Origin of the sequence: Hallella faecis (assembly GCF_018789675.1) — a bacterium.
Lineage (GTDB): Bacteria > Bacteroidota > Bacteroidia > Bacteroidales > Bacteroidaceae > Prevotella > Prevotella faecis.
This window is the reverse complement of record NZ_JAHKBE010000058.1, coordinates 1-15756: the sequence shown is the minus strand read 5'-3', so window position 1 is coordinate 15756 and position 15756 is coordinate 1. Positions and strand designations below refer to the sequence as shown.

Below are 15756 nucleotides of genomic sequence, written 5' to 3'. Positions count from 1 at the left end.
CAAAGCTATTAGAAGTAGTACGCACTTCAAGTCACTCCAAATGTCGGATGATCCTCATTTTTCCTTCGATCTGTTTGTCTTTTGTGGCTTGCATGATGCGCCTTGTCGGACCTATGGCCTCCGCCCTCCGCTTGTTGGATATTATAACCAAAAAGTGTGCCTGCTTTTTCGGTTGTTCCAGCGAGCGATTTTGCCGTTTTTGCGGTCCCGTCATCCCAAATCGTTGGCATGGTGTTGCGGTTAGGCATGTTTGGTGTTGCGAAAGATGCCTTTCGGCGCCTCGGTTGGGTAGGTATCGTCTTGCGGTTAGCCATGTTTCGAGGCGCAAAACATGCCTAACCGCAAGGTGGAATATGAAATTTGGTGAGTGAAATGTTAGGTTATTGGCGCAACGTGCTGACTGGCAGATAGTTATGAAAACACGTCGAGAATCGCGTATTTGCGCCCAATATTTCCGTCGTCGAGAAGAAACGTGTAGTTTATGGTATAGATTGTTGGGATTATTCAATCGCCTTTTGCGTCGTAATATACCCGTTATTACGACTTATGTTCTATAACGTGCGCTATCCTGTGGAATGTATAATCGGTGTTGTATCCAGCAGTTCACACCCTCATTGTTCACTCCCTGTCCCATTACGCTTCAGTTGCCGTAAAACCTTCTTACACTGTCAAAATACGGTAAACAAATGCTAAAAAGCCCGTTTGGCTTGGCTTTTAGCTCAAAAATTTATATTTTTGCATACTTAAAGGCATTCAACATCAAGAATTTATAACATTCATGGCAGTAGAAATACGCAAGGTCGAGACCAAGAAAGATCTCAAGACCTTCATCGATTTTCATTACGATTTGTATGCGGGCAGTCCCTATGATGTGCCCAATTTGTATATCGACGAAAGGAATACGCTCGACAAGAAAAGAAACGCCGCCTTCGACTTCTGCAGGGCCGAGTACTTCCTGGCCTACAAGGATGGCAAGGTGGCAGGCCGCGTTGCCGCCATTATCAACAACCGCGTCAACAAGCACTGGAACAGGCAGGACGTTCGCTTCGGATGGATCGACTTCATCGACGACCTCGAGGTGAGCCGCGCCCTCTTCGACGCCGTGGCCGCCTACGGTCGCGAAAATGGCATGACCGCCATGGTGGGTCCCCTCGGATTCAGCGACATGGACCCCGAGGGCATGCTTACCTGGGGCTTCGACAAGCTCGGCACCATGGCCACCATCTACAACTACGACTATTACCCCCGCCACATGGAGCAGATGGGTGGTTGGGCCAAGGACAACGACTATGTGGAATACTTCCTTCCCGTGCCCGACAAGGTGCCCGAGAAATACGCCAAGATAGCCAGCCTGGTGGAGAAGCGCTACAACCTCCACGTCAAGAAGCTCACCCGCAAGGATGTGTTTCAGGGCGGATGGGGCCGCAAGCTCTTCGAGATCATCAACGCCACCTACACCAACCTCTACGGCTTCGTGTCGCTCACCGACCGCCAGATCGACCAGTATGTCAAGATGTACATGCCCATGGTCGACCTCAACCTTGTGACCGTCATTGTCGACGGCAACAAGAACGACGCCGTGGCCGGCATGGGCATCACCATCCCCTCGCTGTCGCACGCCCTGCAGAAGTGCCGTCGCGGCCGCCTGCTGCCCACTGGTTGGTGGCATGTGCTGCGCGCCATCAAGTTCCATAAGACCGAGGGCGTCGACCTCCTGCTTGTGGGCTTCCTGCCCGAGTATCGCGCCAAGGGAGCCAACGCCCTGCTCTTCTCCGATCTCATTCCCCGCTACGTCGATTACGGCATCAAGTGGGGCGAGACGCAGGTCGAGATGGAGAGCAACGAAGGCGTGCAGGGACAGTGGGGCGCTCTCAACCCCATCAACCACAAGCGCCGCCGCTGCTACCGCAAGGAGCTGTAACGCCCCATCCACCCCACACCCCTGACGAAGACCCAACCCATGTTATCAAGACACACTATCATTTCATGAGCAACGACATAACCAACGAACCACAGTCGCAGGGCGCCGTACAGCCCACCGTCGACTATACCGACGACAACATTCGCCATCTCAGCGACATGGAGCATGTGCGCACCCGACCCGGCATGTATATCGGCCGCCTGGGCGACGGATCACTGCCCGAGGACGGCATTTATGTGCTCCTGAAGGAGGTCATCGACAACTCCATCGACGAGTTTAAGATGAAAGCCGGCGACCGCATCGAGGTCGACATCGACGACAACCTGCGTGTTGCCGTGCGCGACTATGGCCGCGGCATTCCGCAGGGAAAGCTTGTGGAGGCCGTCTCTGTGCTCAACACCGGCGGCAAATACGACTCCAAGGCCTTCAAGAAGAGCGTCGGCCTTAATGGCGTCGGCGTGAAAGCCGTCAACGCCCTCAGCACCCGCTTTGAGGTGAAGAGCTTCCGCGAGGGCAAGGTGCGCAGCCTCGTCTTCGAGCGCGGAAAGCTGGTGAGCGACCAAACCGAGGCCAGCAACGACGAGAACGGCACCTACATCTACTTCGAGCCCGACAACACCCTCTTCAAGAACTACCTGTTCCATGGCGAGTTTGTGGAGACCATGCTCCGCAATTACACCTACCTCAACTCCGGGCTCACCATCATGTACAACGGCCGTCGCATCAAGAGCCGCAACGGTCTGGAAGACCTGCTTGTCGATGCCATGACCACCGACCCGCTATATCCCATCGTCCACATCAAGGGCGAGGACATCGAGATAGCCTTCACCCATACCAACCAGTATGGCGAGGAGTACCACAGCTTCGTCAATGGCCAGCACACCACCCAGGGAGGAACCCACCAGAGCGCCTTCAAGGAGCATATAGCCAAGACCATCAAGGAGTTTTACGACAAGAGCTACGAGTATACCGACATCCGCAACGGCATTGTGGCGGCCATCGCCATCAATGTGGAGGAGCCCGTGTTTGAGTCGCAAACCAAGATCAAGCTCGGCTCCACGCTGATGGAACCCGGTGGCGAGACCATCAACAAGTATGTGGGCGACTTCCTCAAGCGCGAGGTCGACAACTACCTGCACATCCACAAGGAGGATGTGGCCGACGTGCTTGAGAACAAGATCAAGGAGAGCGAGCGCGAGCGCAAGGCCATGGCCGGCGTCACCAAGCTGGCGCGCGAACGCGCCAAGAAAGCCAATCTCCACAACCGCAAGTTGCGCGATTGCCGCATACACTATTGCGACGCCAAGGACAACCGCAAGGAGGAGAGTTGCATCTTCATCACCGAGGGCGACTCGGCAAGTGGAAGCATCACCAAGAGCCGCGACGTCAACACCCAGGCGGTGTTCTCGCTGCGAGGCAAGCCCCTCAACTCCTTTGGCCTGACCAAGAAGGTGGTCTACGAGAACGAGGAGTTCAACCTCCTGCAAGCGGCCCTCGACATTGAGGACGGCCTCGACAACCTGCGCTACAACAAGGTGATCGTGGCCACCGATGCCGATGTCGACGGCATGCACATCCGCCTGCTCATCATCACCTTCTTCCTGCAGTTCTACCCCGAACTCATCAAGAAAGGCCACGTCTACGTGTTGCAGACACCCCTCTTCCGTGTGCGCAACCGCCGCACGAAGGTCAAGAACAAGAGCATGGTGGCCGACTACGACAGTCGCATGGGCAAGGGCGAGAAGAAGAGCGACTTCATCACCCGTTACTGCTACTCCGACGAGGAGCGCGTCACCGCCATCCGCGAGTTGGGCCCCGACCCCGAGATTACCCGATTCAAAGGTCTCGGCGAGATCTCGCCCGACGAGTTTGCCCACTTCATAGGAGTCGACATGCGCCTTGAGCAAGTAACGCTCCATAAGAACGACCAGGTGCAGAAGTTGTTGGAGTACTACATGGGCAAGAACACCATGGAGCGCCAAAACTTCATCATCGACAACCTGGTGATCGAAGAAGACATTCCCGAGGAGGAATAGGGGCTGGGCGGTGGCCCACGGCTGCCGCCAGCCCTCCCATCATAGTATATCCAGACAAACCATAACCATGACACACCTTCAACCTGCCATACGCCACCGCCGCGCCCCGCGTCGGTGTGGCTGCGAAAAGCCTTCGCGCCTTTTCGCGCTTGTTGTTACCCTCATTCTCGCCCTGCTTCCCTGCGCTTCGCTCCACGCCCAGCGCGGCAACCGCTCGTTGAACGACGAGCTGCTGCGTAAGTTGCAGATAGCCGAGCTGGCCATCAGCGAGCTCTATGTCGACTCCGTCGACCAGCCCAAGCTTGTCGAGGATGCCATACGCGGCATGCTCGAGAAGCTCGACCCCCACTCGTCGTATTCCACGGCCAAGGAGACAAAGGCCATGAACGAGTCGCTGGGCGGTTCGTTCGAGGGCATCGGCATCCAGTTTAACGTGCAAAACGACACGCTCCTCGTCATCCAGCCCGTCACTGGCGGACCGTCGGAGCGGGTGGGCATTCTGGCTGGCGACCGCATCGTGGCCGTCAACGACTCGGCCATCGCCGGTGTGAAGATGGCGCGCGACGAGATTGTGCGCCGCCTGCGCGGCCCCAAGGGGTCGAAGGTGAAGCTCACCATCGTCAGGCGTGGCATCAAGGACAAGCTCACCTTCACCGTTGTGCGCGACAAGATTCCCGTGAAGACCCTCGACGCCAGTTACATGGTTCGTCCCGGACTGGGCTATGTGCGCATCGGAAGCTTTGGCGCCACCACCTACAAGGAGTTTATGGAGGCGGTCAAGGCGTTGCAGAAACAGGGCATGGTCGACCTGGTGCTCGACCTGCAAGACAATGGCGGAGGCTACATGATCGCCGCCGTGCAGATAGCCAACGAGTTTCTCTCGAAGGGCGACCTCATCGTCTACACTGACGGGCGCCGTGTGCCGCGCAACGAGTATCGCGCACAAGGCAACGGCACCTTGCAGAACGGACGTGTGGTGGTGCTTGTCAATGAGTTCTCGGCCTCGGCCGCAGAGATTGTCACCGGTGCCATCCAAGACCACGACCGCGGCCTTGTGGTGGGCCGACGCTCGTTCGGAAAGGGACTGGTGCAACGTCCTGTCGACTTCTCCGACGGGTCGATGATGCGCATCACCATCGCCCATTATTTCACACCCTCGGGGCGCTGCATACAGAAACCCTACAAGAAGGGCGACCTGAAGGGCTACGAGCAGGAGCTCGACACCCGATACAAGCATGGTGAGCTGTATAGCGCCGACTCCATCCACTTCGCCGATTCGCTGAAGTTCCAAACGCTCCGGCGCCATCGCACGGTGTATGGTGGGGGCGGTATCATGCCCGACTACTTCGTGCCGCTCGACACCACCCAGTACACACGCCTCCACAGGCAACTGGCCGCCAAGGGCATTATCATCAAGGTCAACCTGAAGTATGTCGACAACCACCGCAAGCAGTTGCGCCGACAGTACCCATCGTTCCAAACATTCCTCAATAACTTCCAGGTGCCGCAGAGCGTGATCGACGAGGTGATGGCCGAGGGAAAGAAAGAGAAGGTGGAGCCCAAGGACGACGACGAACTCAAGAAAACGCTGCCTCAGCTATGCGCACAGCTCAAGGCCCTTGTGGCCCGCGACCTGTGGGACATGAGCGAATACTTCCAGATCATCAACCAGCAGAACCACATCGTCGAGAAGGCCATCGAGGTCATGGGCGACGAGCAGGCCTGGAAGTAAGCGGCACAACCCCCTAACCTCACCGACATGGAACAGCTGTTGCACTACTGTTGGAAGCACAAGATGTTTCCGCTCGGAGCGCTCCACACCACCGACGGACAGCCGGTGGAGGTGATCGACGCGGGCCTGCACAACCGCAACGCGGGCCCCGACTTCTTCAACGCCAAGGTGAAGATTGGCGGCGAACTGTGGGTGGGCAACGTGGAGATACACGACAAGTCGACCGATTGGTTCCTGCATGGGCATGAGCGCGACGACCATTATAATAATGTTGTGCTCCATGTGGCCGGGGTGATCGACGCCGAGGTGCGCACCGCCAGTGGCCTCACGCCTCCGCAAATGCAGCTCGACGTGCCCGAGACGGTGCGGCGCAACTATGAGGAACTGCTCAAGGCCGACAATTACCCGCCCTGTTACAAGATCGTGCCGACCCTCTCGCGCATCAGGGTCCACTCGTGGATGAGTGCCCTCGAGACCGAGCGCCTCGAGCGCAAGACCGACGACATAGCCCGTCGGGCTGCCTGCTGCCAGAGCTCGTGGGAGGCCGCCTACTTCGTTACCATGGCCCGCAACTATGGCTTTGGCATCAATGGCGACGCCATGGAGCAGTGGGCCATGAACGTGCCGCTGGGAGCGGTGGGCCATCACCGCGACGACCTGTTCCAGGTGGAGGCGCTCTTCTTGGGCCAGGCGGGCCTTCTCGACCCCCTGTCGATACCCGAACGGCACCGCGAGGCGGCGCTTGCCGACCCCTATTACCAGCGTATGGCCAGCGAATACAAGTACCTGGCGCATAAGTTTGGCCTCCAACCCATCGACCACCATCTATGGCGCTTCTTGAGGCTGAGGCCACAGAATTTTCCCCATATACGCATCTCGCAACTCGCCAGGCTCTATTTCCTCCGCAAGGCCGGACTGTCGCAGCTCATCGATTGCGAGGATGTGAAGAGCGCCCAGCGCATGCTCGCCACGTCGCCCACCGACTATTGGCAGACCCATTACGCCTTCGGGTGCGAGAGTGCGCGCAGCGAGAAGCGCCTGTCGGCCGCGTCGGTCAACCTCCTGCTCATCAACACCGTTGTGCCAATGCTCTTTGCCTATGGCCGCCACAAGCGCGATGAGCGGCTCTGCGACCGCGCCTTCGCCTTCCTCGACCAGTTGCGCGCCGAGGATAACCACATCGTGCGGATGTGGAAATCGTGTGGGCTGCCCGTCGACAACGCTGGCGACTCGCAGGCGCTCATACAGCTCAAGAACGAGTATTGCGACCGGCGCGATTGTTTGCGCTGCCGCTTCGGCTACGAGTTTCTCAAGGGATGAGGCTCTGCGCCGTGCGCCCTGCCTGTCGGTGGGCGCATCATAACATAAACTATCATGTAGGATAGCATCAGCGTCGACGCGTCATAGCACGGGCTATAACGTAAGATGGCATGGGCTACAACGCATCATCAATATGAAAGAATATCTGTTTACCACACGTATGGATGTGCGCGACTATGAGTGCGACATCGAGGGCATCGTCAACAACGCCAACTATCTCCACTACACCGAGCATACGCGCCACCGCTTCTTGCGCAGCTTGGGCGTGAGCTTCGCCGCCCTTCACGAGAAGGGAGTCGACGCTGTGGTGGCGCGTATGCAACTGAAGTTTAAGACGCCCCTGCGCTGCGACGACGAGATGGTGTCGTGCCTCAACCTCAAGAAGGAAGGTATGCGCTATGTATTCGAGCACGACATCTATCGCGCTTCCGACATGAAACTGTCGTTTCACGCCGATGTCGACCTCGTGACCCTCATCCATGGCAAGCTCGGTGTGAGCGAGGACTACGACCGCGCCTTTGGCTTCGACAAGCTATAACATATTATTCCCGTAGCCATACACCGTGCAGGTCTCTGCACCCCACCTTATACGCTAACGCAACAGATACACCGTGGACAACGAACTGATCAACACAGTAGCCCTGGCCCGACTGAGCTATTTCCACCTCAACGTCATGGTGGGGCTCTATCGGCGCATGGGATCGGCCACCGCCATTGTCGAGCAGCGGAGTGAACTGCCGAGGATGTTCCCGAGTATGCCGGCGCGCATCGTCCAGGAACTGGCCAGTTTCGACATCATGCGAGGCCGGGCCGAGGAGGAACTGGCATGGGCCGCCGACCACAACGTGCAGGTGTTATGCCTCAACGACCCGCTCTACCCGCGCCGGCTGAAGGAAACGCCCGACGCGCCGCTTGCGCTGTTCTATCGGGGAATGGCCGACCTCAACGCCCGGCGGGTCATCAATGTTGTTGGCACGCGCCACTGCACGCCCTATGGCGAGGACCTAATCAGGCGTTTTGTGGCCGACCTGAGGAGGTGCTGTCCCGATACGCTCATCGTGAGCGGACTGGCCTATGGGGTCGACATTCATGCACACCGCTATGCCCTGGCCAACCAGATGGACACGGTGGCGGTGCTGGCCCATGGCCTCGACACCCTCTATCCGCAACGCCATCGCGACACGGCCAACGAGATGGTGGCGCATGGTGGGCTCGTCACCGAGTACATGACCCACACGCAACCCGACAAGGTCAACTTCGTGAGGCGCAACCGCATCACGGCGGGTCTGTGCGACGCCACCATCCTTGTGGAGAGTGCGGCGAAGGGCGGTGGCCTTATCACCACACGCATCGCTAAGGAATACAACCGCGATGTGTTTGCGTTCCCTGGCGCCGTGGGCGCCCCTTACAGCGAGGGCTGCAACAGGCTCATACGCGATTGCGGTGCGGGGCTCATCACTTCGGCAGCCGATTTCGTGGACGCCATGGGGTGGGCCGACGACCAAAAACTGGTGGAGGCACGCCGAAACGGCATTGAGCGCCAACTTTTTCCCGACCTCTCCGACGCCGAGATGCGCATCGTACAACTCTTGGAGACCACCAACGACCTCCGTCAAGACGCCATCTCCGTCAAGACGGGGCTACCCATGGCAACGACCCTCGCCCTGTTGTTCCAACTCGAAATGAAGGGAGTGGTCAAGCCTTACGCAGGAGGCGTTTACCATCTGCTCGCCTAAGGCGCTGTAAGGCCCGATCGACCATGCGGTGGGAGAGTAGGCTGGCGGCGAGAAACGGCCCTGGAGGGGCGTTAAACGGTCTTTGGGGCGCCAACGAGCGCCAATGATGCCTTCCCGTTCCCCGATGGATGGACCGTTGGGTGGGCTTGGCGAAAAACTTAGTAAGACAATAAAAAGATTTATGAAGATAGGCAATATAGATTTTGGTAGCAAGCCTTTGTTTCTTGCACCCATGGAAGACGTTACCGACATCGGATTTCGCAAGCTATGCAAGCGTTATGGCGCAGCCATGGTCTACACGGAGTTTGTTTCGGCCGACGCCATCATACGATCCATTCCCAGCACGCTCGCCAAGATGCATGTCAACGACGACGAACGCCCAGTGGGCATTCAGATCTATGGGCGTGAGGTGGAGCCAATGGTCGAGGCGGCAAAGATCGTGGAGAGCTTCCACCCCGACATCATCGACATCAACTTTGGATGCCCTGTCAAGAAGGTGGCTGGCAAGGGCGCCGGCGCCGGCCTGCTGCGCGACATTCCCAAGATGCTCGAGATCACGAAGGCTGTGGTGAAGGCCGTGAACACGCCCGTCACCGCCAAGACCCGTCTGGGATGGGACATGAACGACCTTGTTATCACCACGCTGGCCGAGCAGTTGCAAGACTGTGGCATACAGTCGCTCACCATTCATGGGCGCACACGGTCGCAGATGTACACGGGCGAAGCCGACTGGACGCTGATTGGCGAGGTGAAGCGCAACCCACGCATCCACATCCCCATCATTGGCAATGGCGACATCACCACGCCCGAGCGGGCCAACCTGGCCTTCGAAAACTATGGGGTCGATGCGGTGATGATTGGTAGAGCTACGTTCGGACGGCCCTGGTTTTTCAAGGAATGTAGAGACTATATCGACACCGTTCAGGGTGCAGCTCAGGTACTACCTGCACCCTTGACCATAGACGATAAGATCGATATCCTCGAAGAACAGCTCCGAATCAACGTGGAACGCATCGATGAGTACCGTGGAATACTCCATACGCGACGACACCTGGCCGCATCGCCCATATTCAAGTGCATACCCAACTTCCGGCAGACGCGAATAGCCCTTTTGAGGGCCGAAACTACTGAAGATGTGCTCAGAATACTCGAAGAATGTCGTTCTATTCTAAAGGGGCTACAAGTTGAAAATCAATAAGTTGCGAGCCAACTGCGACAAAACCATGAATTGTTTTAACTTGCTTTAACATCTTGTGGTTCGCCTTTTGTCGCCTCGGCCTTTTACCCTTCGCTCATTTATGGTTATCTTTGCACTTAGAAAGCATTAAAACGCACATGGTTGACGATTTCGACATACGAGAAAACAACATCACAAGAGAGGAGAAAGACTTCGAGAACGCGCTTCGCCCGCTCCGTTTCGACGACTTCAACGGTCAGCCCAAGGTTGTGGAAAACCTCGGGGTCTTTGTTGAGGCCGCCAAATATCGCCATGAACCGCTCGACCACACCCTGCTCTACGGTCCTCCCGGATTGGGAAAGACCACGTTGAGCAACATCATCGCCAACGAGCTGGGGGTGGGATTCAAGATCACGTCGGGACCTGTGCTCGACAAGCCCGGCGACCTGGCCGGCCTCCTCACGTCGCTCGAGCCCAACGATGTGCTCTTCATCGACGAGATACATCGCTTGCAGCCCGTTGTGGAAGAGTATCTTTATTCGGCCATGGAGGACTATCGCATCGACATTATGATCGACAAGGGTCCCTCGGCGCGAAGCATACAGCTCGACCTCAACCCCTTTACGCTCATTGGAGCCACCACCCGTTCGGGCATGCTCACCGCACCGCTGCGCGCCCGTTTTGGCATCAACATGCACCTGGAGTACTACGATCCCGCCACCTTGCAGCGCATCATACGCCGCTCGGCGCGGCTGATGAGGGTGCCCATCGACGATGACGCGGCCGTGGAGATTGCCCGTCGTAGTCGCGGAACGCCCCGTATCGCCAACGGCTTGCTGCGCCGTGTGCGCGACTTTGCGCAGGTCAAGGGCAACGGAACCATCACCAAGGACATTGCCGACATCGCCCTGTCGGCCCTCAACATTGACTCCTATGGATTGGATGAGATCGACAACAAGATCCTGCTGACAATCATCGACAAGTTCAAGGGTGGGCCGGTGGGCGTCTCCACCATTGCTACCGCCATTGGCGAGGACGCCGGAACGGTGGAGGATGTGTACGAGCCTTACCTCATCATGGAGGGCTTCGTGAAGCGTACGCCACGCGGCCGCATGGTGACGCCTTTGGCCTACGAGCATCTGGGACGCAACCCCTACAGCGGTAACGTCATGCAGACCGAGTTGTTCTAACCCTTATCCATCCATCGCGAAACATCAATCCAACATGAACTCAGCATCCCATCCCACACCCAACGGGCGCATAGCCCTCTTCGCCGGGAGCTTCGACCCGTTCACCATCGGCCACGACGACATCGTGAGGCGGGCCTTGGCGTTGTTCGACAAGGTGGTGGTCGTGGTGGCCGTCAACCCCGAGAAGCGCCACATGTTCACCGTTGAGGAGCGCGTGGAGGCCATTCGTCACCTCTATCAAGGCAATCGGCGTGTGGAGGTGATGGCCCACGACGGCATGATGGTCGACCTGGCCCACGACATTGGAGCACGTTTCATGGTGCGCGGCGTGCGGTCGGTCATCGATTTCGAATACGAAAAGGTGGAGGCCGACTACAACAAGCGGTTGGGCGGCCTTGAGACGGTGCTGCTCTATTCGAGTCCGACGCTGGCGTCGGTCTCGTCGACGGCCTATCGCCAACTGGTGTTTTTCCATAAGGACGCTGAGGCTGCCGCCATGCTCCCGACCGCACCGCCATCGGATGCGCCGACGCACGATTGAACCCATAGGGGCCACGGCTCCCGTTACAGATAACCGATACATCAATTCATACATATAAGATATGATCACATACAATGCAGACGGCGTAAAGATGCCGAAGATACGCCACCGTGACACAAGCGCTTGGATCAAGCGCGTGGCACAGGCCCATGGACGCAAGGTGGGCGAGATTGGCTATATGTTTGTCAGCGACGAGAAGATATTGGAGGTGAACCGCCAGTATCTGGGTCATGATTATTACACCGACATCATCACGTTCGACTACGATGAGGGCGATGTGCTCAACGGCGACCTTGTCATTTCGCTCGACACCGTTCGCACCAACGCCGAGAAGTTTGGCAAGGAATACGACGACGAGTTGCACCGAGTCATCATTCATGGCATACTCCACCTTTGCGGTATCAACGACAAGGGACCTGGCGAGCGCGAGATCATGGAGGCCCACGAGAATGAGGCCTTGGCCATGCGCTAAGCTTCTCGATTCCCTGTTACGGCTTTTTCGCCCAGCCAAGAGGATCGCTTCGCTTGGCTATGGTGTTGGTAGTGTCCAGGGGTAAGGGCAGTCTTGTCGTCCCGTTTGTGGCCTTTCCTTTGTGTTTCATGGGTCTTTTTGTCCTGCGAGGGAAAGGCTGCGAAGGGAAATATCGTACAACTATTGCAAATATTGTCCAACGATTCAACAAACACGCCTCTGCAAGGCGTGTTTGTTTGTTTTATTTCCTACTTTTGTGGGAGAACAAACTAAATTCTAATCTTTGGATAAGATATGAAACAAAGACCTTTACTCCATTTACCTGTTGTTTCGTTCCTGCTGTCGCTGATGAGCTTGACAAGCCTTGCCGGCAACCGTTACGACTTCAATTTCAATGTCTCGCGCCCTGTGGATGCCACGGCCGCCACCGTATGTCCGGTGCATGCCACCTTGCTCCGCACGGCCATTGGCGTAACCGACCCAGCCACCGCGAACCTCGTGGCGAGCTACAAGACCTCGTCGGGCGAGGAGCGGTTCCGCACCACCAACACACCGGGCCTCGCCAGTGGCCAACAGGGCCATTGGTTCGACCTCAGCGGGGTGCCCACCAACCGTGCCGCCCAGCGCGCCGCATTGGTGCTCTGGGACAAGGCCGCCCTTAATGTTACGCATGGCGAACTGGCCACGGAGGGCACAAGCCTCACCGTCGTAGAGGGCTTGGTGAATGGCCAAGACTCGGTGTTTTTCCATATCCATGTTACGATCGCCGCTGCCGGATCAGCTGAGAGCGTCACCACCGACGAGCCCCAGTTTGTGGGGCGTCGCAGTGAGACCGATGGCTGGCTGGTGCGACCGCTCGTGCAAAAGAACGATGAGGAGCCTGTGGAGCAAAACTTCATCCAGGTGAACGAGGGCGACAAAATTACGTTGAGTTGCGAGGTCATCAACCCCGACAACTATAAGAGTGTGCGCTATCGCTGGCTCAAGACTACGATGAATCGCACCACGTATCAAAACGAAGACAACACCGTGCGCCGCTCCATGGCTACGGCTCCCTATAAGATCACCGACAATGCCGTGTATGCCGACGGGGCGCGTTATGTGTTGCGCGTCACCATGGTCGACCAAGAGGGCAAGGGAATCCTGAAAGATTACAATTACTATGTCGACGTGCAGAGCCATGCCGGCGAGTTCATGGAGTGGCCGCGCTTTAAGCTCTCCTACGATTTCCATACCGAATACCCCAACCTGCAGAAGCCTGCCAAGCTGCATACCTTCACCAAGAAAGACGGAACTCCTGCCAATCATTATGAGGGTGAGTGGTGGTCGGCCTTCTGGGGCGACAACCTCAATGCGGAGGTGGGTACCGATTCGGCCACCATCTATACCGCTGCCAAGAACATGGTCGACAAGTACGACTACGACTTCAGGTATATTCGCGATTACATGGGATGGCCTCCCGACCTTAGCGCACGCCGTGGGTACAAGTCGTTTGTTTACGTCTTCGGATCGGGACTGAGCAACGACAATGAGGCCAACACCACGAAGGGTGGTTACCAGAGCAGCACCTACGCCGATGGGCAGAACTGGGCTTGCGTATGGGCCAGCTACTATCCGTTCAGCCGTTTCCGCGCCGACGCCGACAAGAAGTGGGGCGATGGCGAGTACCAACGCAACGCCATGGTGCACGAGGGCATCCACGCCATCTTTGCCGACCTGGGTGCTTGCCAAGGCTCCAGCTGGTTCCACGAGGGTGGCAACACATGGCTGCAGGGGCAGGTCTACGCCAAGCGCGACGGCCTGTATGGCGAAGCCGGATTCCTCGACGGAGGACCCTTCCTCGCTCCCCACATGCCCATCGAATGCTACTCGGGATGGTTGCAGGATGGTTCCTATGGAGGACCGGGTGCGCAGGGCGTCAACATGTATAACGGTTCGGGCAAGCAGGTGTGCACATGGCGCAGCTACCTGGGGGGCGTGCAGTATGCCAATGCCTTCCCCGTGGTGGTTGCCAATGTGTGTGGCGATGGCGTCATTCCATGGATCTGGCGCAACTGCAAGGACTATGTGCTCAAGACCATGGGCGACTCCATCGGCGAGGAGCCTATGCGACAGATCGTAACCGAGTATCGTGCGCGCCAGGCACTCTTCGACCTCGGTGGATGGGACAACAGCTACCGCAAGGTGGTGAACGACAACTTCGGCATCACGGTGAAGCCCGAGTGGGAGCCTTATTGGATCAATGTGGCGCCCTATCGCATCACCCCATACCAGTCGGTGACGCTCGACAACGAAGACGGATGGATGTCGCCCGACACATTGACCAACCCCGGTTGGAGCGGTGGCAACATCATTCCCATCCATGTGCGTGGCGATGTGGCCAACGTGGAGTTCCGTCCAGAGGACACGCAGATGCGGGCCTTGCTCTGCTACCGCACCAAGGATGGCAAGTGCTATTACAGCCAGCCCGTGAAGTGTGGCAACATGAGCATCGACATCACCGAGAAACCGGCCAACGGGATCGTGTTCTGCGTGGTCTGCAACACCGACTATGTATATCTCGGCGATGCACAGCGTAAGCACCACTGGGACTACCGCATCCGTCTGGGTGAGGGCGCCCTGGCCATTGCCGACACCTACACCCGTTGGTACAACTATGAGCAAGACCTGAGGGATGCGTTCAGCACAGGCATCCAGGCCGTGCAGGGCACCAGCAAGAAGGAGCAGCAAATCCATGTCATGTCGACGGCCGCCGTGCGTGGCAACGTCATTCGTCTTGACCTGGGCGGCATCAATCCCGCAGACGTCACCGTGAGGGCCGTGGGAGCCTCGGGCATCCTGGTGCAGCAGGGCCACCTCAGCGCCGACGGCACCTTCCTTGTGCCGGCCAACATGCCCGCTGGCCTCTGCTTCTTTACCTTCGCCTATGGCAACGAGCGCCAGACAGTTAAAATGATAGTTAAGTAATCTGGGTTTGCAAGTTTTGCTTAACTTTGCAGATGAACTTTTGATAGCATCTCTGCAGATTTCCGTATATTGGTTGAGTGGTTCTGATGTCATGTTACTTTAAGCTTTGATCACTATAAAGTTACTGATAATCAGCCACTTAACCAAATTTTATTAGTTATATCACGTTAATTAACTCCCTCATTTTCAAACGATTACGTTAGAATTAACAGAGTATTGTTAAAGACGAGTATAGGAACAAGACTTATGAGCTAAAAGAAATTCATATTTCTAACCATATAGGTCAAAAGCCTACTACTATTGGTACTTTGTACATTCCTGTTAGTGTAGAAAAAATTGATAAATGGGAAAGCCTTGAATATTCCTCAATAATAGTAGCTGAAGGCAATCCTGTCTATGATTCGCGAAATAATTGTAATGCGATAATAGAAACAGCTACAAATAAATTAGTGTCTGGTTGCAAGAATACAGTCATCCCCAGCTCTGTGACCAGCATAGGTAACGATGCGTTCAATAGATGCTCCAGCCTTACCAGCATATCCATCCCCAGCTCCGTGACCAGCATAGGTAGTGGTGCGTTCTCTGGTTGTATTTAGAGCCTTATAAACTACCAATAGTTCGTTAAAATTTGAGATAAAGGCTAAGCAGTTTTACGCTGCCAGCC

General features: G+C 56.7%; 12 protein-coding genes. All 12 read left to right on the top strand.

Annotated features, from left to right (window positions below; all coding sequences use genetic code 11):
• The first annotated feature begins 778 nt into the window (after positions 1-778).
• The 12 genes from KM934_RS10995 (at position 779) to KM934_RS13300 (ending at position 15688) form a co-directional block, all read left to right on the top strand.
• Positions 779-1921: an N-acetyltransferase gene (locus KM934_RS10995; RefSeq protein ID WP_215760653.1), complete on the top strand. Its 1143-nt coding sequence runs from the start codon at positions 779-781 to the stop codon at positions 1919-1921.
• Positions 1922-1986: 65 nt separating this feature from the next.
• Positions 1987-3957 carry a DNA topoisomerase IV subunit B gene (locus KM934_RS10990; RefSeq protein ID WP_215760652.1) on the top strand — a complete coding sequence of 657 codons (1971 nt, stop codon included), beginning with the start codon at positions 1987-1989 and terminating at the stop codon, positions 3955-3957.
• 67 nt (positions 3958-4024) lie between these two features.
• Positions 4025-5689: a S41 family peptidase gene (locus KM934_RS10985; RefSeq protein ID WP_215760651.1), complete on the top strand. Its 1665-nt coding sequence runs from the start codon at positions 4025-4027 to the stop codon at positions 5687-5689.
• 27 nt (positions 5690-5716) lie between these two features.
• A complete protein-coding gene (locus tag KM934_RS10980; protein ID WP_215760650.1) occupies positions 5717-7009 on the top strand; it encodes a DUF2851 family protein in 1293 nt (430 codons plus the stop codon).
• A gap of 133 nt (positions 7010-7142) precedes the next feature.
• Positions 7143-7547 (top strand): acyl-CoA thioesterase, encoded by a 405-nt coding sequence (locus KM934_RS10975; RefSeq protein WP_215760649.1) that lies wholly within the window; start codon positions 7143-7145, stop codon positions 7545-7547.
• A gap of 136 nt (positions 7548-7683) precedes the next feature.
• Positions 7684-8745: a DNA-processing protein DprA gene (dprA, locus tag KM934_RS10970; protein WP_215760655.1), complete on the top strand. Its 1062-nt coding sequence runs from the start codon at positions 7684-7686 to the stop codon at positions 8743-8745.
• Positions 8746-8926: 181 nt separating this feature from the next.
• Positions 8927-9943, top strand: a complete 1017-nt coding sequence (dusB, locus tag KM934_RS10965) for a tRNA dihydrouridine synthase DusB (protein WP_215760648.1) — start codon at positions 8927-8929, stop codon at positions 9941-9943.
• Positions 9944-10080: 137 nt separating this feature from the next.
• Positions 10081-11112 (top strand): Holliday junction branch migration DNA helicase RuvB, encoded by a 1032-nt coding sequence (gene ruvB, locus KM934_RS10960; RefSeq protein WP_215760647.1) that lies wholly within the window; start codon positions 10081-10083, stop codon positions 11110-11112.
• A gap of 34 nt (positions 11113-11146) precedes the next feature.
• Positions 11147-11653 (top strand): pantetheine-phosphate adenylyltransferase, encoded by a 507-nt coding sequence (gene coaD / locus KM934_RS10955; protein WP_215760646.1) that lies wholly within the window; start codon positions 11147-11149, stop codon positions 11651-11653.
• A gap of 61 nt (positions 11654-11714) precedes the next feature.
• Positions 11715-12125: an rRNA maturation RNase YbeY gene (gene ybeY / locus KM934_RS10950; RefSeq protein WP_215760645.1), complete on the top strand. Its 411-nt coding sequence runs from the start codon at positions 11715-11717 to the stop codon at positions 12123-12125.
• Positions 12126-12419: 294 nt separating this feature from the next.
• The gene (locus KM934_RS10945; protein WP_215760644.1) at positions 12420-15092 is read left to right on the top strand and encodes a hypothetical protein; all 2673 of its coding nucleotides are present in this window, start codon (positions 12420-12422) and stop codon (positions 15090-15092) included.
• A 449-nt stretch (positions 15093-15541) separates the two neighbouring features.
• Positions 15542-15688, top strand: coding sequence for a leucine-rich repeat protein (locus tag KM934_RS13300; RefSeq protein WP_317192671.1), 147 nt, complete (start codon positions 15542-15544; stop codon positions 15686-15688).
• The last annotated feature ends 68 nt before the right edge of the window (positions 15689-15756 follow it).